Raw genomic sequence first — 23,558 nt, forward strand, 5'->3', positions numbered from 1 at the left:
CCTCCACTCGTTCTTAGTTCTGTTCATTAAACATCCAAGTTTCGTACCTGCCGAGCATACTCCTGGATAAATTGCCGCCGGGGTCCAACTTTATCTCCCATCAGCGTTTCAAACACCTGATCGGCATCCATCGCATCCTGCAAAGAAACCTGTAACAGGGTTCGGCTTTCCGGGTCCATTGTGGTTTCCCACAACTGGGTGGCAGTCATCTCACCCAACCCTTTGTACCGTTGAATATTTACTTTCCCCTTGCCTTTGATTTCTTTCAGGAGTTTCTCTTTTTCGGAATCACTGTACGCATACAGCACTTTTTTCCCTTTGGTAATCTGATACAAAGGCGGCTGGGCGATATAGATATACCCATTTTCAATCAACTCACGCATATAGCGGTAGAAGAAGGTTAGCAACAGGGTTCGGATATGCGCTCCATCCACATCCGCATCCGTCATAATAATGATCTTGTGATAGCGGGCTTTCTCCAGCTGAAAGTCATCTCCGATTCCTGTCCCCAATGCCGTAATGATGGTTCGAACCTCTTCATTGGACAGCGCTTTGTCCAGACGGGCTTTTTCCACATTGATAATTTTACCGCGCAGTGGAAGGATCGCCTGAAACATACGATCACGCCCCTGCTTGGCCGTTCCACCGGCAGAGTCCCCCTCCACCAGGTAGAGCTCACTCATATCAGCCTTCCGGGAGGTACAATCAGCCAGCTTTCCCGGTAAAGAGCTGACTTCCAAAGCATTTTTTCGGCGGGTCATCTCGCGGGCCTTGCGAGCGGCTTCCCTTGCACGGGCAGCCATAACCGCCTTATTGATCACTTTTTTGGAGACATCCGGATGTTCCTCCAAAAAGATCAGGAACTGTTCGGCAAAAATGGATTCCGTAATCGTTCGCGCTTCGGAGTTTCCCAATTTGGTCTTGGTTTGCCCTTCAAATTGCGGGTCTGGAATCTTGACACTGATAATGGCCGTCAGACCTTCCCTGGTGTCATCCCCTGTAAGATTATTATCCTTTTCTTTTAAAAGATTGTTCCGACGGGCAAAATCGTTGATTGTACGGGTAAGGGCCGATTTGAATCCCGCTTCGTGCGTTCCTCCCTCATGGGTGTGAATATTATTGGTGTAGGAATAAATGTTGCTGGAAAAACTGTCGTTGTATTGAAGAGCAATTTGAACTTCAATATCATCCTTTTGTCCCTCAATATAAATCGGCGGTTGATGAAGGGTTTCCCGGTTTTTGTTCAGATGTTCAACAAAGGAGCGGATTCCTCCATCAAATTTGTACTCATGGGATTTCCCATCCTCCCGCCGATCGCTCAGTTGAATCCGCAGTCCTTGGTTGAGGAAGGCCAGTTCCCGTAAACGATTCTGCAAAATGGAATAGTCATATACCGTTGTCTCTGTAAAGATCTCCGGGTCCGGTTTAAAGATCACCCGGGTACCCGTCTCTTCTGTTTCGCCAACCACTTTCAGATCAGATTCCGGAATCCCGCGGCGATAACGCTGGACATGGATTTTCCCTTCCCGCTTCACTTGGACTTCCAACCATTCCGACAGGGCGTTTACAACCGAAACCCCCACCCCGTGAAGTCCACCGGAAAACTTGTAGCCATCTCCATCAAATTTCCCTCCGGCATGGAGCACAGTCATGACCACTTCCACTGCGGGCCGACCCATTTTGGAGTGAACCCCAACCGGGATTCCGCTCCCATTATCTTCCACGGTTACACTGTTGTCTTCGTTTACAGTTACAGAAATCGTGTCACAACGTCCGGCCAGCGCTTCATCAATACTGTTATCCACGACTTCCCAGACCAGATGATGCAACCCCCGCGAGCTGGTAGAGCCGATATACATCCCCGGACGTTTTCGGACAGCTTCCAATCCTTCCAGTACCTGAATCTGTGACTCATCATAGTTGTTGTTTTGTACCGTCACCTTTGCACTCACCTACTCTTTGTCTTCCTTTTTCTCCGGATCTCCGTTGATCGTCTCACCCATTGCCCGGTTTCCTTCCAGATCTGCTCTTTTCATCAATGTAAGAGAAGAGATGGGTGAAGCATAAACAATGGTCCGGGTAACTACAAAAGACTTTACTTCTTCCAGATCGGAAATTCTCTCCAAACGCCCCTGATTCCCCGTTTCATTTAAAAAAGGGGCCAAGGTGGTGGGAGACTTTCGCCCCCCTGCATCCAAGATGGTAATCACTTCACTGGCTCGAATCATTTTATTGCCGCCGAGATGGATAAACACCGTCTCACCTCTGTTTGGAAATACTTCCTTGGTGAACCTGATAGATGCTGGCCCGTTCCAAGGTCTCCCGGTCAATTCCTTCCAGACCGGTTGTTGTTACAAAGGTCTGGACTTTCCCACGTATTGCCTCCAATAGATGGGTCTTCCGGAAATCGTCAAGCTCAGATAAAACGTCATCTAATAAAAGAATTGGATAAGTGCCTGTTTCCTGATAAATCAATTCAATTTCTGCCAACTTGAGAGAGAGCGCCGCGGTACGTTGCTGTCCTTGGGAACCATACGTGTGTAAATCTGTGCCCCCCGCGGTGAGGCGAAAGTCGTCCCGATGTGGACCGACCAATGTAACTCCCCGGTGGATTTCCCGATCGCGCATTTGACCGAGTTCCTGATGCATCACCTTTCTCAGCTCTTCCGGACCCATACTCGCTTTTACGGAGATGGAGGGCTGATAGTCAAGGGTTAAGTTTTCACACCCTTGAGTGATGGAACGGTGAATTTCTCTTGCCCAGCGAGAGAGTTGTTCCACAAATGTAAACCGTTTTATCCACACTTTTGTGGATAAATCAATCAATTGCTGATCCATGACATCCAGCATCACAGTATCATGGATCTTTTTTCTTCCCAATTCCTTCAAGAAGCGATTTCGATGCGTAATCAACTTGTTATATTGGGTCAAGTGATGGATATAGGTTGCACTCACTTGACCCAACTCCATATCTAAAAATCGCCTTCGCACTTGTGGACTTCCCTTGACGATGGATAAATCCTCCGGTGCAAATAAAACAGCGGTGAGAGAGCCGATATATTCACTCAGACGACGCTGTTCCACGCCATTGCGTATCACTTTTTTCCCTTGGGGAGTCAGGCGGATCTCCAGTCTTTGAATCGAGTTCTCCTTCATCACTCTTGCTTTCAGCACAGACAGGGATTGATTCCATTGAATCAACTCCCGATGGTTGCGACTCCGGTGCGATTTTCCGATGGCAAGAGTATAGAGGGATTCCAGGATGTTAGTTTTTCCCTGCGCGTTAGGTCCGACGAATAAGTGGAGCTCCCCATGGCAATTCAATTGAAGTTGTTCAATGTTGCGGAACTGTTTCAGCTCCAATTGCTCCACATGCATGGTCGCTCCCCTTTCAATCCTCCCGAACCGGACATACGCTGCCGAATCCTTCAATGTCCACAACATCCTGTGGATAAATCTTTTTCCCCCGACGGTTTTCCGGCTCCCCATTCACCCTTACCTGATATTCTTCCAGAAATATCTTAGCCTGACCACCTGTACTCAGAAGGTCAAGCTTTTTCAGAAGTTGCCCCAGGGTAATATATTCTGTGTGAATCGTTATGGACTTCATGAACATCCCTCACCTTTCCAACGCTTGTCAACGCGTGCGAATCGGCACAATCAGATGCAAAGCATCTTCTCTGTCCGCCGGCTGAATCAAAAAGGGAGTCATTGTACCGGTCAAGAGAATCTGTATCTCTTCAGAATCCACTGCACGCAAAGCGTCCAACATATATTGAGCATTGAAGGAAAGACTCAATTCCTCCCCTTTCACCTGGGCGCGAACCTCTTCCATTACACTGCCTACATCCTGTGCGGTGGATTGGACCTGAATCAGCCCCTCTTCTTTCACTGTCCATTTTATCACATTATCCCGACCATCCCGGCTAATCAACGCAGCACGATCCACCGATTGCAATATTTCTTTTGTGGAAACACGGATCTCTGTTTTGCCACCATCGGGTATCACACGGTTTGTATCCGGATAGGTGCCATCAAGAAGCCGTGAGAAAAAGAGGAGTCGGTTCGCTCTGACAAGGATTTGGTTTTCCGAAAGGATGACATCCACCCAATCCGATTGATCCGCCAAGATCTTGCCCAGTTCCGACAGGCTTTTACCAGGAACCACAACATTTTCGATCGAAAAATCTTCCGGTGCCTCCACATCTGCCTGACGGCGGGATAAACGATGACTATCTGTTGCCACGCAGGTCAGACGACCGGATTCCATTTTCCACAAAACACCCGTTAACACCCCACGGGCTTCTGCTGAGGAAACGGCAAATCCTGTTTGGCGAATCATAGACTTTAAGAGGTCAGCTGGCAAGCTGAACATCCGTTCTTCGTGAAATTCCGGCAGTCGGGGATATTCTTCCGGGTCCAATCCCTTTAATTCAAATTGCGCCTGTTCAGAACAGAGGACGGTTTTCCACCGTTCATCCACATCCCAGTCGATTTCATCTCCCGGCAATTTTCGAACGATATCGGAAAAAATCCTTCCAGGTAACACAACACTACCCATTCTATCCACTTTTACCTGTTCTTTATCATCTTTACGGATAGGGATGCATACCTGGATCGTCAAGTCTGAGTTGCTTCCCGTCAACCATAGCCCTTCTTCGTCTACTGTTGCTTTAATCCCTGTCAGTATAGGAACTGTCGTTTTGGTGGATACTGCTTTTGAAACCTGAGAAACCGCTTCTGTTAAAGCAGTGCGAGCGATCCGAAATTTCATGGGATACCCTCCTCATTTTGATCTGTCAGATCATTTATCAACCATACATGATTATTTTCGTACAAAGAGAAAGAGCCCCTCTACTATTCAACCATTCTTTTTCTGTCTGTGAAAAGATGTTGGGTAAAAAATAGGGAAAGAGGCTGAGTTCTATTCGGAGTGTATATAACATATATATTATAGTTAAAAGATCGTCGTAGTAGTAATAGGGGCTGTGGATATGTGGATAAGTGCCTTCAACCCAGCAATAAAGCCTATACACGCTGTGGATAACTTGTGTATAGGCTGTTGATATTTATCCACATTTGTCCACATTTGTCCACAGGGGGATAATTTTAAGTCTCCACACGCTTGAAAGCAAGGCATGGGTTTCTTGGATATAGCGTACCTGAGTTCGGGGCTGTTTCATCAGCCCATCTCATACAATTAGAATGTACCCTCACGGGCGGAACGCCTGTTACCAGCGTTTTGGTTCCTTATCGCCTGCTCTTATGGTTTTACCCAGCGGAAGAGATCCGTTCGGCGCGTCGTAACGATTTCAAAGAATAGCCCACGATCAGTGGGATGAAAACCGCTCATACGTTCGATTATACCAGGAATTGGGTTGCTCTTGCTACCCCCAATGGGGGTTCTCTTTTATTTCCGATTGAAACTGTACGAGTGAACATTTTTGCAAGGTTCTTTTAGGTGCTTTGTACCATCCGTTTTTTTATATCTTCGACAGCCTGTTGAAGACTGCGGTCCATTGCGAGCGTTCGGGAAATCTTTTCATGAGCATGAATGACAGTGGTATGATCTCGCCCTCCAAATTCTTCACCGATTTTGGGCAGGGAACAGTCTGTCAGTTCCCGGCAAAGGTACATCGCAATTTGACGGGGAAGGGCAACGTTTTTGGTTCGTTTTTTTCCTTTTAGATCTTCGATGTTCAGGTGATAGTAGGAACAGACATTTCTTTGTATATCCTGAATGCCAATCACTTTGGGTTTTGCATCAGATACAATATCCTTCAATGCTTCCGCGGCCAGTTCGACGCTCACAGGTTGGTTGATCAGGTCTGAGTAAGCGACAACCCGTGTCAATCCCCCCTCCAGTTCCCGAATGTTTGTGTCGATCCGATCTGCGATAAATGCCATGACTTCACTGTCAATCACAAGCTTTTCCGCTATTGCTTTTTTACGAAGGATGGCAATCCGGGTCTCCAGATCCGGAGGTTGAATATCTGTGATCAATCCCCATTCAAACCGGGAACGGAGTCGGTCTTCCAGTGTGGGAATCTCTTTGGGAGGTCGGTCGCTGGAAATGACAATTTGCTTGCTCTCGCCATGCAGTGCGTTAAAGGTATGAAAAAATTCTTCCTGCGTTTGTTCTTTTCCGGCCAAAAACTGAATATCATCAATCAACAAGATATCCACATTTCTATATTTGTTACGAAAATCATCCGTTTTGTTGTCGCGGATGGAATTAATAAATTCATTGGTGAATTGCTCGGATGAAAGATAAACCACGCGGGTGTGAGAAGGTTGGGAAAGGACATAGTTACCGATGGCGTGCATCAGGTGAGTCTTTCCCAATCCAACACCTCCATAAATAAATAGAGGGTTGTAGGCTTTGGCAGGTGCTTCCGCTACAGCGAGGGAAGCCGCATGGGCAAAGCGATTTCCTGATCCGATAACAAAGGTGTCAAATGTATACCGGGAATTGAGCATATTGGATTTGATTTCTTTGTCATCGGGTGTATGGGTCGTAAATTGAATTCCCACCACAGATCCTGTAACTTCCTGCAGCGTGTCACGAACGAGATTCGCATATCGGGATTCCAGCCAATCCCGTGCAAATTCGTTGGGTGCGGCGACGATGAGTGTATCATCTCGAAAGGCGACAGCCTCCGTTGCCTGAAGCCACGTTTCAAAGCTTGGTTTGGAGACTTTTCCTTGAATCTGTTCCAACGTCTGTGCCCAAAGTTCTTGTATGTGTGTATCCAGAGAGGTCCCTCCTTCCCGATATTTATTTATCCACAAATTTATCCACAGGAGGAATCCTGTTATCACGGAGGATTCCCCCCCTATCCACAGTTTCCACAGGTTGTGGATAACTTCTCTGAATCAGGGGGGTGTGGATGATTCCTCAAGTTATCCACAACCTGTGGATAACTTGGTTTTCAATCAGACTTATCCACAATGGAAAGCATGAACATCATACCAAATTTATTCAGGCATCACAACGAGTTTGGAAATTTATCCACATAATCCACAGGGGTGGGGATAGAATGTATCCACAGGGTGTGATTTTGTGGATAACTTGAGGAAATCTGTGGATAATCCGTGGATAACTATGTGGATAACCGTTTCTGTTTCAGTTATCCACATGTGGACAAATCCACCGTGTCCATTCTTGACATTTTTTTGGATACATAGATATAATGAATAGGAATGTCATCCGGATGGATTGTCTGCCGAACTTTGAGGCTGGAAAGGAGGGAGTCCGGCTCTGTTGCGGCTGAAAGATGGACCAGCTTTCTCTTAAAGGGAAAGGCTGTGTTTTGCATCACTTGCTGTCAATGGAAACCGGATAAAGATATGAAGCGTACATTTCAACCGAGCAACCGGCGCCGGAAGAATGTTCATGGCTTTCGGAAGCGCATGAGCACCAAAAACGGCCGGAAAGTGCTGAAAAACCGTCGTCGAAAAGGAAGAAAGATTTTGTCTGCATAAGGCCACTCCTTATAAGTGGTCTTTTTTCCTATTAGATGATTTCTGATAGACAGAGGTTTATTTCCCGCCCGTTCCGATACATACTGGTATTGATTTCGGTGTCCCGGGAAAAAGGAGGGGGATTCCTTGCAAAAGGAATACCGTTTAAGGCGACGAGGAGATTTTCGTCGTGCTTTCCGTACGGGAACATCGGTGGCCAACCGCCAGTTTGTGGTTTACCGGAGTGAACGAAGAACAGGTGGACCGGTTCGAATCGGGATTTCCGTCAGTCGGAAAGTGGGAAATGCTGTGACTCGCAATCGGATTAAAAGACTGGTGAAGGAAATAACAAGGTCATGGATGGATTCTCTTCCAGAACGAACTGACATTATTGTGATTGCCCGCAAACCGGCGGCGGATATGGATTACCACCGTATGAAATCTAGCCTGCATCATGTCTTTAAAAAGAGTCGGCTTTTTCAAAACAGAAAGAAGAACAACCATGGGGGAGGATCACCATGAAATCGATGGCTCTTCTGCTTATCCGTTTTTATCAACGGTTTATCTCGCCACTCACTCCGCCGACCTGTCGGTTTGTTCCCACCTGTTCCCAATATGGTCACATGGCCATCTCACGTTATGGTATACTGCACGGTGGTTGGCTGACGATCAAGCGGATCGCCAAATGTCATCCGTTTCATCCTGGGGGCCATGATCCTGTGCCCTGATTGCCAATTTTATATTATTTGCTCTGATTTCATACGGTCCTTCAATCGAAACCGGATGATTCGAAGGAGGAATCTTTGTTGTTCAAACGACGTATAATTCCGGTCATGCTATTAATCATGGCCATGCTGGTGATGGGGGGATGTACTCCCAATCCGGATCAGTACAAGCCTATCGACCCGGAAACGGCAGGTTTTTGGGACCTTTACTTTGTATACCCTTTGCAACAGCTGTTGGACTACACCCAGGATATGCTGGGAAACTATGGCTTGGCCATTTTGGTAGCCACCGTCCTGATTCGTCTGTTGGTTCTTCCTTTGACTCTCAAGCAGATGAAGAGTTCCCGTGCGATGCAGAAATTGCAACCGGAGATGCAAAAACTGCGGGAGAAGTATAAGAATAACCAGCAGAAGATGCAGGAAGAGACGATGAAACTCTTTCAGAAACATAATGTGAATCCGATGGCAGGCTGTTTACCGACATTGATCCAGTTTCCTATTTTGATTGCCTTTTACCAGGCTATCATGAGGGATCAAAGCATAGCGGATTCCAGTTTCCTCTGGTTGCAATTGGGAGAGGCAGATCCATTTTATATCCTACCTGTGGTTGCTGCTTTAACCACGTATCTTCAGTCCGTGGTTATGGGGATGAGTGACAATCCACAAACACGCGTCTTTATGTTTATGATGCCGATTATGATTTTTGTGCTGGCATTCAGCTTTCCTTCGGCTTTGGCTCTGTATTGGGTCTATAGCAATCTCTTCACCATGGTTCAGTATTATTTCCTGGGTGATAAATATAAGGCGAAACGGGAGGGTGCAACCCGTTGAAAAAAATAACCGTAACGGGAAAAACGGTGGAATCGGCCGTCGAGCATGCCCTCGACCGGTTAAATGCTACCCGGGACGGGGTTCGTATTACTGTGTTGCAAAAACCCAGCCGGGGGTTTTTGGGGTTGATCGGAAACCGGAAGGCCCAAGTGGAAGTGGAGCTGCTTGCTACTCCAACCGATGAGGCTGTTCGGTTTCTCCAGAATGTACTTCCCCGGATGGGTCTTGAAGCTGTAGAGATGGACGTGAACAAGGCATCCAGCCATGTCTTGATCAACTTTACAGGGGAGGATCTGGGGATTTTGATCGGTCGCAGGGGTCAGACCCTGGATGCTCTTCAATACTTAACCAATGTGGTTGCGAACCGGAATACCCATCCGTATACCCGCTTTATACTGGATGCGGAGGGCTACCGTGAACGACGTCGGCGAACGTTGGAGGAAGTGGCTGACCGGGTTGCCAAAAAGGTGATAAGAACGAAACAGTCAACTGTTTTAGACCCGATGAGCCCTATGGAACGGAAAATCATTCACAGCCGGATTCAAAAGTATCCACATTTGACGACCTACAGTGAAGGTGAAGAACCCCAGCGCAAAGTGGTGGTGGCGTTAAAAGATAACCGTTCAAACTGATCCGTTACGGCTTTTATTGCAAACTCTCCCTGTGGGGAGTTTTTTTATTTGATTTCCAATAACCGTATGCTAAGATTAGACCTTAGGATAGATCCTAAGGATTAATGACAAACATTGAGGTGAAGCGGGATGGACACAGATACAATTGCGGCCATCTCAACCCCGTTGGGGGAAGCGGGAATTGCTGTCATTCGGATGAGTGGCCCGGAGGCGATCCGTCTGGCAGATCGGATATATCAAGGAAAAGTCAGGCTTTCTGAAGTGGAAAGTCATACCGTACAATATGGACACATTGTGGACCCGGATACGAAAGAACGAGTGGATGAAGTTTTGGTGACGGTGATGCGGGCTCCCCGCACCTTTACGCGTGAAGATGTGGTGGAGATCAGTTGTCATGGAGGCATGATTCCCGTTCAGAACGTGTTGGAGGCGGTATTTGCGGCAGGGGCCCGTCCGGCGGAACCGGGTGAATTTACCAAGCGCGCGTTTCTGAATGGCAGGATTGATCTTTCCCAGGCGGAAGCGGTGATCGATTTCATCCGATCCAAAACGGATCGGGCCGCACAGGTTGCCATGCATCAAGCCCAGGGACGATTGTCCCAGCTGATTCAAAGCCTGAGGCAGGACATTTTGGAGACATTGGCCCATTTGGCTGTGAATGTGGATTATCCAGAATATGATGCAGAACAATTGACCGCACAGGTCATCCTGGAAAAGTCACAGAAGATTGAACAGGAGATTGATCAACTCCTGAATACGGCCCGTCAGGGTAAAATCTACAGGGAAGGGATTGCGACTGTGATTATCGGCCGCCCCAATGTCGGCAAATCCTCCCTTTTAAATGCGCTGGCTCATGAGAATAAGGCCATTGTCACCGAAATTCCCGGCACCACACGGGATGTGATTGAGGAATACGTCAATGTTCGGGGGATTCCTCTGCGGTTGGTGGATACAGCAGGAATCCGTGAAACAGAGGATGTTGTTGAAAAAATTGGTGTGGAACGTTCTCACCGGGCTTTGGAAGAAGCGGATCTGGTCCTGATGGTCCTAAATTATGCCGAGCCGTTATCAGAAGATGATAGGAAATTGCTTCAGGTGGCTTCCCAACATACAACGATTGTGGTGGTCAATAAAACAGATCTGGAACCGGGATTTGACTTGGAAGAGGTAAAACAGGAGATTGGTGATCTCCCTGTGGTCAGGATGTCGATTAAAAAGGAAGAGGGACTAAATCGTCTGGAAGAAGAAATTGCCCAGTTGTTTATGGAAGGGAAAGCTCCGTCTGCCGATGCCACCTATGTGAGCAATGCCCGTCATATCTCACTTTTGAAGCAGTCAAAACAACACATTCGGGATGCCATCGAAGGGGTTCATGCCGATGTTCCCTTGGATATGATCGAAATCGATTTAAAAAATGCCTGGCAGTCTTTGGGGGAAATTATCGGTGATGCCGTGAAAGAAGATTTGATCGATCAAATCTTTTCCCAGTTCTGTCTGGGGAAATAAAGGAGGGGATGGAATTGCCAACGTCCGGAGAAAAATTTGATGTGATTGTAATCGGTGCCGGGCATGCTGGCTGTGAAGCAGCTCTAGCCGCTGCCCGCATGGGGTGTTCCACGTTACTGCTCACCTTAAGTCTGGACACGATTGCCTATATGCCCTGTAACCCTTCTGTCGGGGGACCTGCCAAGGGGCATGTAGTTCGTGAAGTGGATGCTCTGGGTGGTGAAATGGGTCGGAATATCGATAAGACCCATATTCAAATGCGAATGCTGAATACCGGAAAGGGACCGGCCGTGTATGCTCTGCGGGCACAGGCGGACAAGGTGTTGTACCAACAGGAGATGAAAAAGGCTTTGGAGAATGAGCCCAATCTGGTTTTGCACCAAAATATGGTGGAGAAACTGTTGGTGGAGAATGGTGTTTGCCAGGGAGTGGTGACGCGAACCGGGGCAACGTTATACGGAACAACGGTGGTTTTAACGACGGGAACCTATTTGAGAGGGAAGATTATTATTGGGGATTTGACTTATGAAAGTGGTCCCAATAATCAACAACCTGCCATTCGATTGGCTGAAAACCTTCATGAATTGGGATTTGAAACCGTTCGCTTTAAAACCGGAACCCCGCCCCGTGTAAATAAACAGACCGTGGATACCGATCAGATGGAAATTCAACCGGGAGATGATGAACCGCGGGCTTTCTCCTATGAGACGACGGATTATATCACAGATCAGCTGCCTTGTTGGTTGACCTATACTAATGAAAATACACATCAGTTTATTCGGGATAACCTGCATAGAGCTCCCATGTATTCCGGTACGATTGAGGGCCAGGGACCCCGGTATTGTCCCTCCATCGAGGATAAAATTGTCCGCTTCGCTGATAAGAATCGTCACCAGATTTTTTTGGAACCGGAAGGTCGTCATACATTGGAAATGTATGTACAGGGGTTGTCCACAAGTTTGCCGGAAGAGGTGCAACAAGCCATTCTGCGTACCATCGATGGAATGGAAAATGTGGAAATGATGCGAACCGGATATGCGATTGAATATGATGCGATTGTACCTACGCAACTCTGGCCCAGCTTGGAAACCAAACGGGTGGAAAATCTGTTCACAGCCGGGCAGATCAATGGCACTTCCGGTTATGAGGAAGCTGCCGCCCAAGGGATCATGGCAGGGATCAACGCGGCTCGAAAAGTACAGAAAAAAGATCCGGTTATTTTGGATCGGTCACAGGCTTATATCGGGGTGTTGATTGATGATCTGGTGACCAAGGGAACCAATGAACCTTATCGTCTGCTTACTTCCAGAGCGGAGTATCGCCTGTTGTTACGTCATGATAATGCAGATCTCCGTTTGACGGATATCGGATATGAAGTGGGTCTGATAACGGAAGAGCGTTATCGCCGCTTCACAAGGAAGAGAGAAGCAATCGAAAAAGAGATTGGGCGACTTCGGGAAACGAAAGTGAAACCCTCTCCTGAGGTGCAATCCCTTCTGAGAGAAATCGGTTCCAGTGAATTGGATAATGCAGTGGAGCTGGCCAAATTGATTAAACGACCGGAAATCAAATACGAACATATCCAACAACTCGCCCCGGCTGAAGAACCGATTGCCTCCGATGTGGCAGAACAAGTGGAAATTCAATTGAAATACGAAGGATATATTAAAAAGTCCCTGCAACAGGTGGACAAAATGCGAAAAATGGAAAACAAGCAAATTCCCAAATGGGTGGACTACGATCAAATCAAAGGCATTTCCATGGAAGCCAGGGAAAAGCTTAACCAAGTTCGTCCTTTATCCATCGGGCAAGCGTCACGGATTTCCGGTGTCAACCCATCTGACCTCTCCATTCTGCTGGTGTATATTGAACAGGGAGGTAGTCATCGCGTCAGTGGTTCATAGAGGGAACAGCAGGTTAATGAAACCCTCTAACGGTTGGAACCTGGGGAAGTTTCGCACTTCCTTTTTTGTATCGAAAGGATATTTCTCAACTAGTTCTGGATTTGACCCTGACGGTTAAATCCGGTTTCTTTTTTCTTGTCAAAGGGGGATTGTTTATGGCTTACCGAAGTTGGCTGGGAGAACATGTTCAGCAAATGTTGGATCTGGAACTGACAGGGGAACAGCTGGATCAATTTTCTCTCTACTATCGCCTGTTGATGGAGGGGAACCAAAAACTGAACCTGACAGCCATTACCGAAGAAAAAGAAGTGTATATCAAGCACTTTTACGATTCTCTCACCCTGGGAGCGCAGTTACCATTATCAGAAATGGAATCCGTGATTGATGTGGGAACAGGAGCGGGATTTCCGGGAATCCCTTTGAAGATTGCCTATCCTCACCTTCGCGTGGTTTTGTTGGATTCGTTAAAGAAACGGGTGCTTTTTTTGCAGGAATTAGTGGATCATTTACATTTGAAGTCTGTGGAGTCCCTTCATGGTCGTGCCGAAGAAGTAGCCCGGAATCGTTCATATCGGGAGTCCTTCGACTTGGCAACCGCAAGAGCAGTGGCTAAGCTGAATATATTGAGTGAATATTGTTTGCCCTTTGTTCGAGTGGATCGTTGGTTTGCAGCGATGAAAGGACCAGATGTGCAAGAGGAAATCAGGGGAGCTAGAGGAGCGGTGCAGAAGTTGGGAGGAAAATCGATTCAATCCTTATCCATGTCACTGCCGGAAAACATGGGAGAACGTCATCTGTTGTTGATTCAAAAGGATCGTCCCACACCTCGGTCCTTTCCCCGAAAGGCAGGAACTCCTGCCCGAAAGCCGTTAAGCTGACAACCGATCCGTTATGCTAAAAAAGGTAGCCCAGCAAAGGGCTGCCTTTTTTAGCCTAGATTATTGATGAGATTGTGGAGTCCCCGAAGGGCCAACTTCCTCTTTTCCAATTGTTCATCCTGGGGATTTTCTCCGGAAAAAGGTTCGTAAAAGTCGTCGAAGGATTGACCGAATGGATCTTCAATGCTAATATCGTCCTTTTTTAAACTATCTGCTTGGGGCTCTGTGGAATTTTTCAGGATGCTTCGTGCAGCTTCCTGATTCAGATAACCTGACTTGGGTTCCGGTTTTTGTTTATTTCGATGTTGGGAATGGGATCTCGAAGCACGAGAGGGACTCTGAGTCCTTTCATCCGTGTGATGCTTCGGAAATTGTCCTTGTAAAGGCTTTGGCTTTGATTGAGAAAAAGGATTCCCTGGATCATGGTGATTTGTTCGTGGTTTTTCCTTCGGTGTTGGAGAATTCCCCAAGTTGGACAGAGGCTTTTTTCTGCTCTCTTTTTCCTGAAAAGGCTCATAAGTTAATGTTTGGGTCTCATTTGTCGTTGATCTGTTTGTCTGGTTCTTTTTCCCGGATTCCCAAACCATGGAATGGGGTGAATCCGTCTCTTGTGCAGTGGTTCGAGATTCACGGGGATGGAAGGAGTCCTTATGGGAAGAACTTGTTTTGTTTTTCCCCTGTCTTGAATCGATCGGGATCGGTTGATCCAATGAATTCTTGGAATCTATGTCATTTTTGAATGAAGGGCTTGATCTGGAATCCCTTTTTTTTGTTGGCGAAGACGGTTCGGAGGCAAACGTATAGGGTGAGTCCTGAAATGGTTTCGTTTGCTCGGTGTCTTTCTCCTTTTTGTATGAAACGAAGGAGTCTGCTGGACGTCGATCCGTGTTTAACCGTTGTCGAAGCTTCTTATCCCGTTCCCGAAAGATGGATTCACCAGGTGGATTCGCTTGTTGGTTTATCCAAGAATCAGACTGAGAACCAGAACGGTGCAGGATTTTCTTTCGGGTGTTCAGATCCCGTTCCCGCAGAATTGTTTCCTGGGAATGTTGATTGAATGAAGCGGACTGTGACAGGTTTTCCCTATGATTTCTCTGAAAGGAATAATCCGTTGTTTCTGGTTGTTCTTCTGCATCCATGACGGATTCCGTTTGATCTTTATCATCCTGGCTTGAATATTGTACAGATTCGGGTTCAGAAGAGAACTGGGAGTCCGGGGTCTCCATTGTATCTTGCTCCGGTGCTTGAAGAATATAAACCGAGTGATGGGAATCCGAGCTGATTTTTTCAAATCGGACGCTGGGAGGCCAATCACTTGTCTCTTCCGGGCGGACAAGCTGTGTATCAACACCGGTACGCACTCCATGGGGGGAATCATGTTGGGAGGCGCTGCACATAACGGAGGCGATGGCACCCGGGCTCAACTGAAGAAGAAGTGCCTGTTTTCCATTTTGGGCGGCTCTTTTGGCTGCTTCTTCTCCATCTGATCCTTTACTTATGATGATTACATCATAATCATCTCCCGAATAGGCCATTTTGTTCCCCTCCTTTCCCCCTGTGGTTCCGGGTTGACAGGACTCCCGGATTTCCAGGGGAATGTAATGGATAAGCTATGGTCATCTGATTGGAAAGGCTATGGAATCCCCCAGGGCCAATGACCCTGGGGGATTCTCCCTAGGCTTTAATCTATATTTTATTGATTTTGCTCGGTTCGCTGACTGACCCGCTTTTCTGCGGAACGGGGAACACTAAATTCCTCCTGAATCGTAGTGGTGACTTCTTTTTGTGATTTTACGGGAACGGTCTTTGACTTTGATTGAGTAAATTTACAGAGTCCAAAAGCATTGGCAAATTGAGCGTCAATTCCGTAATCCTCGGCAAAAATAAGTTTGTCGTCGCCAAATTGCTCCCGATAATAGGCTTTAAAGGGAATGGATGATCCACCGGTCAAAATGATATAGGTGATATCATCGGCGTAGTCGAGACGGTTCCACACTTCTTCTACCAAAGAGGTTCCAATCTCCTGAATACAACCTTTCACAATTTCACTTACATCATATACTTTTCCTTTAAAGCTGATTTCACCGGATCGGATCACCCGGTTTAGACTCCAAATGGGATATTCTTTCCCTTGCTTTTCAGGGTCCACTTCGCGGGAAAATTCTGTGAGACGCTTGGAAAGCAAGTGATACACATTCAGCATGGCGTGACGTGATGTAAAGCTTTGCCGTTTAATAATGGTTTCACCATGAAGGGTTTCTACATCGGATGTTCCAAAACCAAGATCGTTAATACTTACTTTTTGTATAAAGAGATCTTCGTTTAACAGTTGTCCTTCCCGATCCAGTGCAATGTGGAAAAGGGTAGCCATAGGCTGACTGATGACGTAAAGGTTTTCATGTTTGATTTCAAATTCAATTTTCCGATAAGGAAGGTTTCCCTGCTTGATTTCAAAACTGTGTTTGCCAATCAAACGGCGTTTTAATTCCTCTTTGTAGTCAATATAGCTGTCTGTGGGGAGGGCGACTGATACGACGGGTTCACTGTGATCGCTTCCTTGAAGCATTAAGCCAGTGCTTACACGGAACATGTGAAGGTATTCCTCTTCGCGGAACCAGGTGGGACTGAACAGCCGGCGCTCATGGGAGTCAAACAATTCATCATCCGAGGATTGGTCAATGGCCAGCTTTCCGATAAACCATTCCTGATCCCCTTCTCTTTCACGGTACATGATGTTATGGGGATCATTGTTATAGGTAATTTCACCGACACGATTGGGAACCACCATATTGCGGATAAACATCTTCAGAAATTTGTCTCCTACACGACTTACAACTTTGGTTCCGTAATATCCTTGATCATTTCCTATGTAAATCGGTTCGCTCATTATTTTGTTCCTCCCGTTTCTTGTCGAAGATCGTCATATTCTTCTTCATTGATTCTATCAAGCAGAGTTGGAAAGGGTCAACCGAAATAGGGGCTAAGATCAGGGGTATACTCTATATTTCTACCGTTTGGCTCATTCATCTAAACGGAAGGGTTAGTAGAAAGGTTTCCTTTTGGAGGAGAGAAGTTTATGGAAGAACTATAACCTTTTGCAGGGGAAATAGATGTTTCACGTGAAACGTGGGATGAAAAACGGCAGTTCCTGTAAAATAAAAGGGTGAAGTCCTGTGGTATCGAATATAAGATAAGTGATACGATCTCTCAGGCTTAGGTGGTGTCAACGATGAAAGAGCCCTTTGGCCGTCTTTTTGGTATGGCTGATAAAGCAGACGGTGATGAGGTAAAGCATTTGGATGTGGATCGGGTTCGTCCAAGTCCATACCAGCCACGAACTGTTTTTGATGATGAACGCATCGAAGAACTTTGTCAAACCATTCAAAGTCATGGGGTGATTCAGCCAATTGTTGTCCGTCAGGTTCAAGGCGGGTATGAACTGATTGCCGGGGAAAGAAGATTGCGCGCCGTAAAACGCTTGAAGATGAGAAAGATTCCAGCCATTGTTCGTGAAATGTCCGATACGGAAGCCGCATCTGTTTCCTTGATTGAAAATCTGCAACGTGAAGGATTGACAGCACTGGAAGAAGCGATTGCTTATCATCAATTGATTCATCTTCACGGGCTAACTCAGGAAGGATTGGCACAAAAACTGGGAAGAGGTCAATCTACGATTGCGAATAAGCTGCGTTTACTTCAATTGCCACAAGAGGTACAGGAAGCGGTTCAAAAACGATGGATAACGGAACGACATGCCAGAGCTTTACTGGGATTGAAAGAACAAGAACTTCAAATCAAACTGCTAAAAGAAATTATTGAAAAAGATCTGAATGTAAAGCAAACGGAAGAGAGGATCTGGAGGGTTCGGAATCAAAAAGACAAATCCATATCAAAACGGAAAGCTTTTTCCAGAGATGTACGAATTGCTGTAAATACCATCCGGCAGTCTGTTGATATGGTGAAAAAAAGCGGTCTTTCCGTCCGTTCCGATGAAAAAGAATTTGATGATTTTTATGAAGTGGTTATACGCATTCCAAAGTAAAAGGTGTACAATTTCATCATAGAAGTAGGAAAGTTAATCGATCGATATTGGAGAACAATTGCCAAATGGAAAGCCAACTAGGAATGAGGTGTAGAGTGTATGAGTCGGGTTATTGCAATTGCTAATCAAAAAGGCGGAGTGGGAGTGCGTCCGTAAGGGAGTTTGAACATTGCCCAGATGAGGGCTGGGATTGGAGAGAAATCCCATGGTCAACCGGCTTACCGGAGGTGGAAACGCTGCAAGGGAACATAGCATGCCGGTAAAGCACATAGACTGGGAAGCCAGCGAACAGTCTGATGTGCGAGACCAAAGAAGTGATATGGCCAAGGCTGGATTGCCTGAAACCCAGTTTCTTTGCCCAAACCGCCGGGGTGTGCGAAAGCTGGTTGAAACGCATACGGAAAGGATTATAACGTTTGTTTTCCATGAACTTTATACTCTCTGTCCTTTCCCAACGCATCCATGATGTGTGAAAGAAACGAACGGGAGCCTAAGTCACTTTTTTATGTTCAAACATCCTAAACGGAGATAACCTAAGGCAGTTCGTCAACGGGCTGTTGAAAAACTGCTATGGTTACGGAGTCCTCGTAGTAGTCCGAGACAGGGAAAGCTTGTCACATGGCGAAGGAGGACAGGCTGTTCACACGATAAGATACGGAGGTATGCGAAATGCAAAAAGCTGAAGTTATCTTATCGTTACTGAGTCATAAGGCAAGGAATGATGAGCACTTTGTATTCCGTCGGTTGTACCGTTATCTGTACAATCCGGACTTCTATCGGTATGTCGGTACGAAAATGGGTGGAATGCATTTTACCGTGGATGGTTACCTGGAAACTTTGCACCATATTATCCAAAAATTGAGGAATGAAACATACCATCCGATCCGGTCAAATGTTTTAAGGGATAAAAAACACTTCCCTCGGTATTCTCAAGACCAATGGCTACAAGCAGTGGTAAGGGAAATTTTGGAAAGTATCTATGAACCCTCATTTTTGGATACTTCACACGGTTTTAGACCCAATAGAAGTGTTCACACAGCCCTTTACACTTTGAAAAAAACATGGAAGGGAGCCCAGTGGGTCATCCAAGGAACGATTCCAAACGTTTTTGAACAAATGGATCATCATCTGCTGATCCAAATCATTGCAAAGCGGGTGGATGATGGACGGTTTTTAGAACTGATCCGAAGGTTTCTTAAGGCTGGCTGCGTCCATATCCCCTCTCCTTGTTCAGAAAGAATTCAAAGAAGCGGGCTGGGTCCATTATTGGTCAATATTTATCTAAATGAATTGGACCAGTGGATTGAGAGAGTGGTGAATCGGTACAACCATTCACAGGAGATACGCATTCAATATATCCGGTATGCGCACCAATGGATGATTTTTGTCCATGACTCCAAAACAATGGCCCAACGGCTGCTGGACCAGGTTTGCATATTTCTCGAAACCGACCTTCATTTAGCGTATGATAAACAGCAGAATACCCTAAAGAATCCCCGAAAAGACAATGTTCAGTTTCTCAGGCATGAAATCGCAATGTTTACCAAACCATCCCAAACAGGGCAAAACACACCGATGCCATCGGTTCAGCTGTTGGTGCCAAGTGATGTGATACGAAAAAAATTGAAACCGTTCAGAAAAAGGGGAAGGCCGGTTCATCACCATGCCAGAGTTCATTTGCCTCTTCAGGATCTCATTCAAATCTATCATGATGAAATCAAACAACTTTACTGCTATTACTGCCTGGCTACAGATGTAAATACAAAGCTGAGAATGTTTCGTTTTTTTCATTATCATAGCTTGGTCAAAACGATTGCCCACAAGGAAAAATCATCGGCCAAAAAAGTGATGGACAAATATGGTGTAACAATTCAGCAAAAAGGGGGAACTGGAACCCGGAAGTTGCTGGGTGTTCCGTATCGAGACAGATCCGGGAAACGTAGAATGAGAACCTATTTTCAAGAACCGCTTGTCATGAGGAATGATCCACCCAATTTCTGTGAGTAAAGCGGCATGCAGATTGGCTTATCGTTTCTTGCCTGGCAAAAAGAGACTCAGGAACAGCTGGAGAGCCGGATACTCCGAAAGGTGTACGTCCGGTTCGGAGGGGGGTTCACAAAAACCTGCCATGAAAACGTGGTAAGGCGTTGGGTTCCTACCCTACAAGACAACAACGTCCATAAATTTGGGAGCGAGTCTTGTTAAGCAAGGAAAGCGTGTTCTCATTGTGGATATTGACCCGCAAGGAAATACGACGTCCGGTCTGGGAATCAACAAAGCGGATGTCAACCAATGTATTTACAATGTGTTAATTGAAGAATTGCCCATGACGGATGTTTTATTGAAAACCCCCATCAGTGGTCTGGATTTGGTACCAGCAACCATTCAATTAGCAGGTGCTGAGATTGAACTGGTTCAAATCTTTTCGCGGGAGCATCGGTTAAAGCGTTCTCTTCAATTGATTCAGGATCAATATGATTATATCCTAATTGATTGCCCCCCATCGTTGGGTGTGCTTACGATCAACTCTTTGACAGCGGCCCATGCTGTATTGATTCCAATTCAATGTGAGTTTTATGCTTTGGAAGGACTTGGACAACTTCTGAATACAGTAAAAATTGTACAAAAACATTTAAACAAGCGATTGGAGATTGAGGGTGTATTATTGACCATGTATGATGCTCGCACCAACCTCTCCATTCAAGTCATGGACGAAGTGAAAAAATACTTTCAGCAGAAGGTGTACCAAACCGTCATTCCACGAAATGTTCGGCTGAGCGAAGCTCCCAGCCATGGAGTCCCGATTCTGGAGTATGATGCACGGTCCAGAGGTGCGGAATGTTATGTGGAATTGGCAAAGGAAGTGATTCAAAATGGTGAGCAATAAAGGACTGGGTAAAGGATTGGGGGCACTGTTTCCTGGTGCGCAGGCGGATGAAGAGGATGTTACGAATGAAATTTCATTGGATGAATTGCGTCCGAATCCCTATCAACCAAGGAAAAATTTTGACACGAAAGCTCTAGAAGATTTGATTTCATCCATAAAAGAGCATGGAGTCGTTCAACCTCTGGTGGTGCGAAAAAGTATCCGAGGTTATGAAATTGTGGCTGGAGAAAGAAGGTTTCGGGCAGCCAAAGAGGCGGGCTTGGAACAAGTACCAGTAGTCGTTCGGGATTTTTCTGATGAACAGATGATGGAGATCGCTCTGATTGAGAATTTGCAAAGGGAAGATCTTAACCCTATAGAAATTGCCCAGGCGTATCAGAAGTTGATGCAACACTTTTCCATCACTCAAGAAGAGCTTTCGGTCCGTGTGGGAAAAAGTCGGCCTCATGTGACCAATTATCTCCGTCTGCTTCAGTTGCCTCAAAAAATCCAAGAGGATGTTTCACGTGGAACATTGACTATGGGACATGCACGGGCCCTTCGGGGGGTTCAGGATCATGATTTGCAGTTGAAATTGGCGAAAAAAGTGGTCAAGGAACAAGCCAGTGTTCGGCAGTTGGAAGAGTGGATACAACAAATGAATCAAAGCAAAAGAAAAAAACAAAAGAAAAAAAGTGATGCTGCAAATCTGGAATTGAAACGGTATGAGGAAGTGTTGCAAGAAACGTTCAGCACTCCTGTTCGAATTCGCCATGGGCAGAAAAAGGGGCGAATAGAGTTTGAGTACTACTCTGAAAAAGAGTTGGAGCGTTTGATAGAGATCTTTCAACATTCGTTTGCCGATTGAAGGACGCAATGGAGGAATGATCATGATTTATCTGGATAACGCCGCAACCACGTGGCCTAAGCCGGAAAGTGTCTCCAAAGCAATGAAAGACTGTCTCCAAAATTATGGGGCCAATCCAGGGAGAGGGGGGCATCAACTTTCCCGGATGGCGGCCCAAACCGTGGAAGAAACACGTCGGCTTTTGGCACAGTTATTTCATGTTCAAGATCCCAAAAATATGATCTTCTGCCAAAACGGGACGCATGCCATGAATTTGGCGTTAAAAGGGTGGTTGAGAAAAGGGGATCATGTCATTACAACCGGCTGGGAACATCATGCGGTTGCCCGTCCGCTGGAAGCGATGAAAAAGGATATGGGTATTCAAGTGGAGTACATCCCTTCTGGAACAGAGGGACCGGTGGATCTAAAACGGCTGGAATCTGCCGTTCAATCCCATACCCGCTTAATTGTCAGCACACATGCATCCAATATCAACGGGGTTCTCATTCCAATTGAAAAAATCGGAGAAATCGCAAAGAAGAAAGGGGTTCCCTTGCTGGTAGATGCCGCTCAAACTGCTGGTATGGTTCCCATCGACGTGGAGTCGATGGGGATTTCTATGTTGGCTTTTCCGGGTCATAAGGGATTATTGGGGCCTCAGGGTACAGGAGGGCTTTATGTGGCACCTGACCTTCCACTTCAACCATTGATCTACGGCGGCACGGGGAGTCGCTCAGAGGACTTTCAACAGCCGGAAGAGCGACCAGGGGCCTTTGAAAGTGGTACATTAAATACACCGGGAATCGCTGGTTTGGGAGCTGGGATTCAATTTGTGCTGGAGAAAGGAATCAATGAAATTCACCGTTATGAATCCCTTCTGACGCAATATCTGGTGGATGGGTTAAAGCGGTTGGAAAAGGTTCGTGTTTTTAATTCGGAATATCCTTCGGTTTCCGTTGTCTCCTTCACTGTGGATGGTGTGGAACCGTTGGAAGTGGCTATGATCTTGGATGAGCATTATGAAATAGCGGTTCGTGCCGGATACCACTGTGCCGCTTTGGCTCACCAGACCATGGGAACGGATCAACATGGAACGGTTCGTGTTAGCCCAGGATATTTTAATACCAAGGAGGATCTGGATCAATTGTTTGAGGCGTTGGATGAAATCGTGAAAGCTTTTTCCGGTTTGTAACGGAAGTCACTTTAAAAAACGTGTTTAAGGGATATGAATTTTAAGATCCGTGATATGGTTGAGGTCCTCCGGGATGCGCTTAAGAGCGTCTGTTGGTATCGGAAGGGGCTCAATCATTTTTATGACCGATTTTCATCAAACATTTATGGTGTTGCTTCAACAATCAGAACCTCAAGGTGGAAAAGGTTGGAGACTTCTATACGGTTTCAATGCAAACAGTGTGGATACACCTGTCATGCTGATTTGAATGGGGCGATCAACATCGGTAAGGCGATATCGGGACTCGCCACCTAGGGTACTGGTAACAGGTACGCCGCTCATGTGGGTACACGCCTAACTGCATGGGATGGACTGATGAGACAGTCCTGAACTTGGGAGTTGTCCGAAACAGAAATGGATTGAGGGTGGCTAACTACCCAAGAATCCCACGGCTTCAGCCGTGTGGAGTCTCAAGAAAAGTATGGCGAGTATATAATCCGCCCCAACACCGCCCTAAGAATAAAAAACCGGCTCCTTGGTCAGGATGCCGGGTTTTTGAAAAGCTTGATCACCTTGCGTTTCTTATTGTCTGGTGATCCGTTACGAAAAACTTACAAAACTCTACAAAGAGTCTATGTTTTCTTCCTGATTCATCGTATCCCGCTTCGGCACGTACTCCCTACAACGGTTTG

Annotated in this window: 21 protein-coding genes and 2 pseudogenes; 15 read left to right on the forward strand and 8 right to left on the reverse strand. The window is 46.3% G+C overall.

From position 1 onward, the window contains the following. Window positions 1–26: 26 nt before the first annotated feature. The 6 genes from gyrB to dnaA all read right to left on the reverse strand — a co-directional run bounded on the left by gyrB (window position 27) and on the right by dnaA (window position 6,756). Window positions 27–1,952 carry a DNA topoisomerase (ATP-hydrolyzing) subunit B gene (gene gyrB, locus FN782_RS15785; protein ID WP_281285982.1) on the reverse strand — a complete coding sequence of 642 codons (1,926 nt, stop codon included), beginning with the start codon at window positions 1,950–1,952 and terminating at the stop codon, window positions 27–29. Then, window positions 1,953–2,255 carry an extracellular matrix regulator RemB gene (gene remB / locus FN782_RS15790; RefSeq protein ID WP_142506762.1) on the reverse strand — a complete coding sequence of 101 codons (303 nt, stop codon included), beginning with the start codon at window positions 2,253–2,255 and terminating at the stop codon, window positions 1,953–1,955. A gap of 4 nt (window positions 2,256–2,259) precedes the next feature. Then, window positions 2,260–3,378 (reverse strand): DNA replication/repair protein RecF, encoded by a 1,119-nt coding sequence (gene recF / locus FN782_RS15795; protein WP_142506763.1) that lies wholly within the window; start codon window positions 3,376–3,378, stop codon window positions 2,260–2,262. A gap of 13 nt (window positions 3,379–3,391) precedes the next feature. After that, window positions 3,392–3,610 (reverse strand): S4 domain-containing protein YaaA, encoded by a 219-nt coding sequence (yaaA, locus tag FN782_RS15800; protein ID WP_142506764.1) that lies wholly within the window; start codon window positions 3,608–3,610, stop codon window positions 3,392–3,394. A 27-nt stretch (window positions 3,611–3,637) separates the two neighbouring features. Further along, window positions 3,638–4,774, reverse strand: a complete 1,137-nt coding sequence (gene dnaN / locus FN782_RS15805; protein ID WP_142506765.1) for a DNA polymerase III subunit beta — start codon at window positions 4,772–4,774, stop codon at window positions 3,638–3,640. 683 nt (window positions 4,775–5,457) lie between these two features. Then, window positions 5,458–6,756 carry a chromosomal replication initiator protein DnaA gene (gene dnaA / locus FN782_RS15810; protein WP_185956376.1) on the reverse strand — a complete coding sequence of 433 codons (1,299 nt, stop codon included), beginning with the start codon at window positions 6,754–6,756 and terminating at the stop codon, window positions 5,458–5,460. A gap of 594 nt (window positions 6,757–7,350) precedes the next feature. Between dnaA and rpmH the strand changes: the two genes are divergently transcribed. The 8 genes from rpmH to rsmG all read left to right on the forward strand — a co-directional run bounded on the left by rpmH (window position 7,351) and on the right by rsmG (window position 13,940). Further along, window positions 7,351–7,485 (forward strand): 50S ribosomal protein L34, encoded by a 135-nt coding sequence (gene rpmH / locus FN782_RS15815; RefSeq protein WP_108025879.1) that lies wholly within the window; start codon window positions 7,351–7,353, stop codon window positions 7,483–7,485. 126 nt (window positions 7,486–7,611) lie between these two features. Then, complete coding sequence (gene rnpA / locus FN782_RS15820) at window positions 7,612–7,986, forward strand: ribonuclease P protein component (protein ID WP_142506766.1); 375 nt, start codon at window positions 7,612–7,614, stop codon at window positions 7,984–7,986. Continuing rightward, entirely contained in the window at window positions 7,983–8,192 is a 210-nt protein-coding gene (yidD, locus tag FN782_RS15825; protein ID WP_142506767.1) for a membrane protein insertion efficiency factor YidD, read from the forward strand. The genes rnpA and yidD overlap by 4 nt, the downstream gene beginning before the upstream one ends. A 117-nt stretch (window positions 8,193–8,309) precedes the next feature. After that, entirely contained in the window at window positions 8,310–9,020 is a 711-nt protein-coding gene (gene yidC / locus FN782_RS15830) for a membrane protein insertase YidC (protein WP_142506783.1), read from the forward strand. Beyond that, window positions 9,017–9,652 carry an RNA-binding cell elongation regulator Jag/EloR gene (gene jag / locus FN782_RS15835; RefSeq protein WP_142506768.1) on the forward strand — a complete coding sequence of 212 codons (636 nt, stop codon included), beginning with the start codon at window positions 9,017–9,019 and terminating at the stop codon, window positions 9,650–9,652. Before yidC ends, jag begins: the two co-directional genes overlap by 4 nt. A gap of 129 nt (window positions 9,653–9,781) precedes the next feature. Next, complete coding sequence (gene mnmE / locus FN782_RS15840; protein WP_142506769.1) at window positions 9,782–11,158, forward strand: tRNA uridine-5-carboxymethylaminomethyl(34) synthesis GTPase MnmE; 1,377 nt, start codon at window positions 9,782–9,784, stop codon at window positions 11,156–11,158. Between the two features lie 14 nt (window positions 11,159–11,172). Further along, window positions 11,173–13,062: a tRNA uridine-5-carboxymethylaminomethyl(34) synthesis enzyme MnmG gene (mnmG, locus tag FN782_RS15845; protein ID WP_246064996.1), complete on the forward strand. Its 1,890-nt coding sequence runs from the start codon at window positions 11,173–11,175 to the stop codon at window positions 13,060–13,062. Window positions 13,063–13,217: 155 nt separating this feature from the next. After that, window positions 13,218–13,940, forward strand: coding sequence for a 16S rRNA (guanine(527)-N(7))-methyltransferase RsmG (gene rsmG / locus FN782_RS15850; protein WP_142506771.1), 723 nt, complete (start codon window positions 13,218–13,220; stop codon window positions 13,938–13,940). A gap of 50 nt (window positions 13,941–13,990) precedes the next feature. Here the strand turns inward: rsmG and FN782_RS15855 are convergent, their stop codons facing one another. Continuing rightward, the gene (locus FN782_RS15855) at window positions 13,991–15,475 is read right to left on the reverse strand and encodes a hypothetical protein (protein WP_142506772.1); all 1,485 of its coding nucleotides are present in this window, start codon (window positions 15,473–15,475) and stop codon (window positions 13,991–13,993) included. Between the two features lie 158 nt (window positions 15,476–15,633). Next, entirely contained in the window at window positions 15,634–16,827 is a 1,194-nt protein-coding gene (locus FN782_RS15860; protein WP_142506773.1) for a ParM/StbA family protein, read from the reverse strand. A 342-nt stretch (window positions 16,828–17,169) separates the two neighbouring features. Between FN782_RS15860 and noc the strand changes: the two genes are divergently transcribed. The 7 genes and pseudogenes from noc to FN782_RS15895 form a co-directional block, all read left to right on the forward strand. Further along, window positions 17,170–17,982 (forward strand): nucleoid occlusion protein, encoded by an 813-nt coding sequence (gene noc / locus FN782_RS15865; protein ID WP_142506774.1) that lies wholly within the window; start codon window positions 17,170–17,172, stop codon window positions 17,980–17,982. A 205-nt stretch (window positions 17,983–18,187) separates the two neighbouring features. Next, entirely contained in the window at window positions 18,188–18,448 is a 261-nt protein-coding gene (locus FN782_RS15870) for a hypothetical protein (RefSeq protein ID WP_221930197.1), read from the forward strand. Window positions 18,449–18,651: 203 nt separating this feature from the next. After that, window positions 18,652–19,989 (forward strand): reverse transcriptase/maturase family protein, encoded by a 1,338-nt coding sequence (locus tag FN782_RS15875; RefSeq protein ID WP_142506776.1) that lies wholly within the window; start codon window positions 18,652–18,654, stop codon window positions 19,987–19,989. Window positions 19,990–20,125: 136 nt separating this feature from the next. Next, a pseudogene (locus FN782_RS15880) lies at window positions 20,126–20,869 on the forward strand (ParA family protein); the annotation flags it as partial. Beyond that, window positions 20,856–21,716, forward strand: a complete 861-nt coding sequence (locus FN782_RS15885; RefSeq protein ID WP_142506778.1) for a ParB/RepB/Spo0J family partition protein — start codon at window positions 20,856–20,858, stop codon at window positions 21,714–21,716. The pseudogene FN782_RS15880 and the gene FN782_RS15885, both read left to right, overlap by 14 nt. Window positions 21,717–21,738: 22 nt before the next feature. Further along, window positions 21,739–22,887 carry an aminotransferase class V-fold PLP-dependent enzyme gene (locus FN782_RS15890; RefSeq protein WP_185956375.1) on the forward strand — a complete coding sequence of 383 codons (1,149 nt, stop codon included), beginning with the start codon at window positions 21,739–21,741 and terminating at the stop codon, window positions 22,885–22,887. A 198-nt stretch (window positions 22,888–23,085) separates the two neighbouring features. Next, window positions 23,086–23,181, forward strand: a pseudogene (locus FN782_RS15895) (zinc ribbon domain-containing protein); the annotation flags it as partial. Window positions 23,182–23,558 lie beyond the last annotated feature (377 nt).

It is taken from the genome of Melghirimyces algeriensis, assembly GCF_900182565.1.
GTDB lineage: Bacteria > Bacillota > Bacilli > Thermoactinomycetales > DSM-45169 > Melghirimyces > Melghirimyces algeriensis.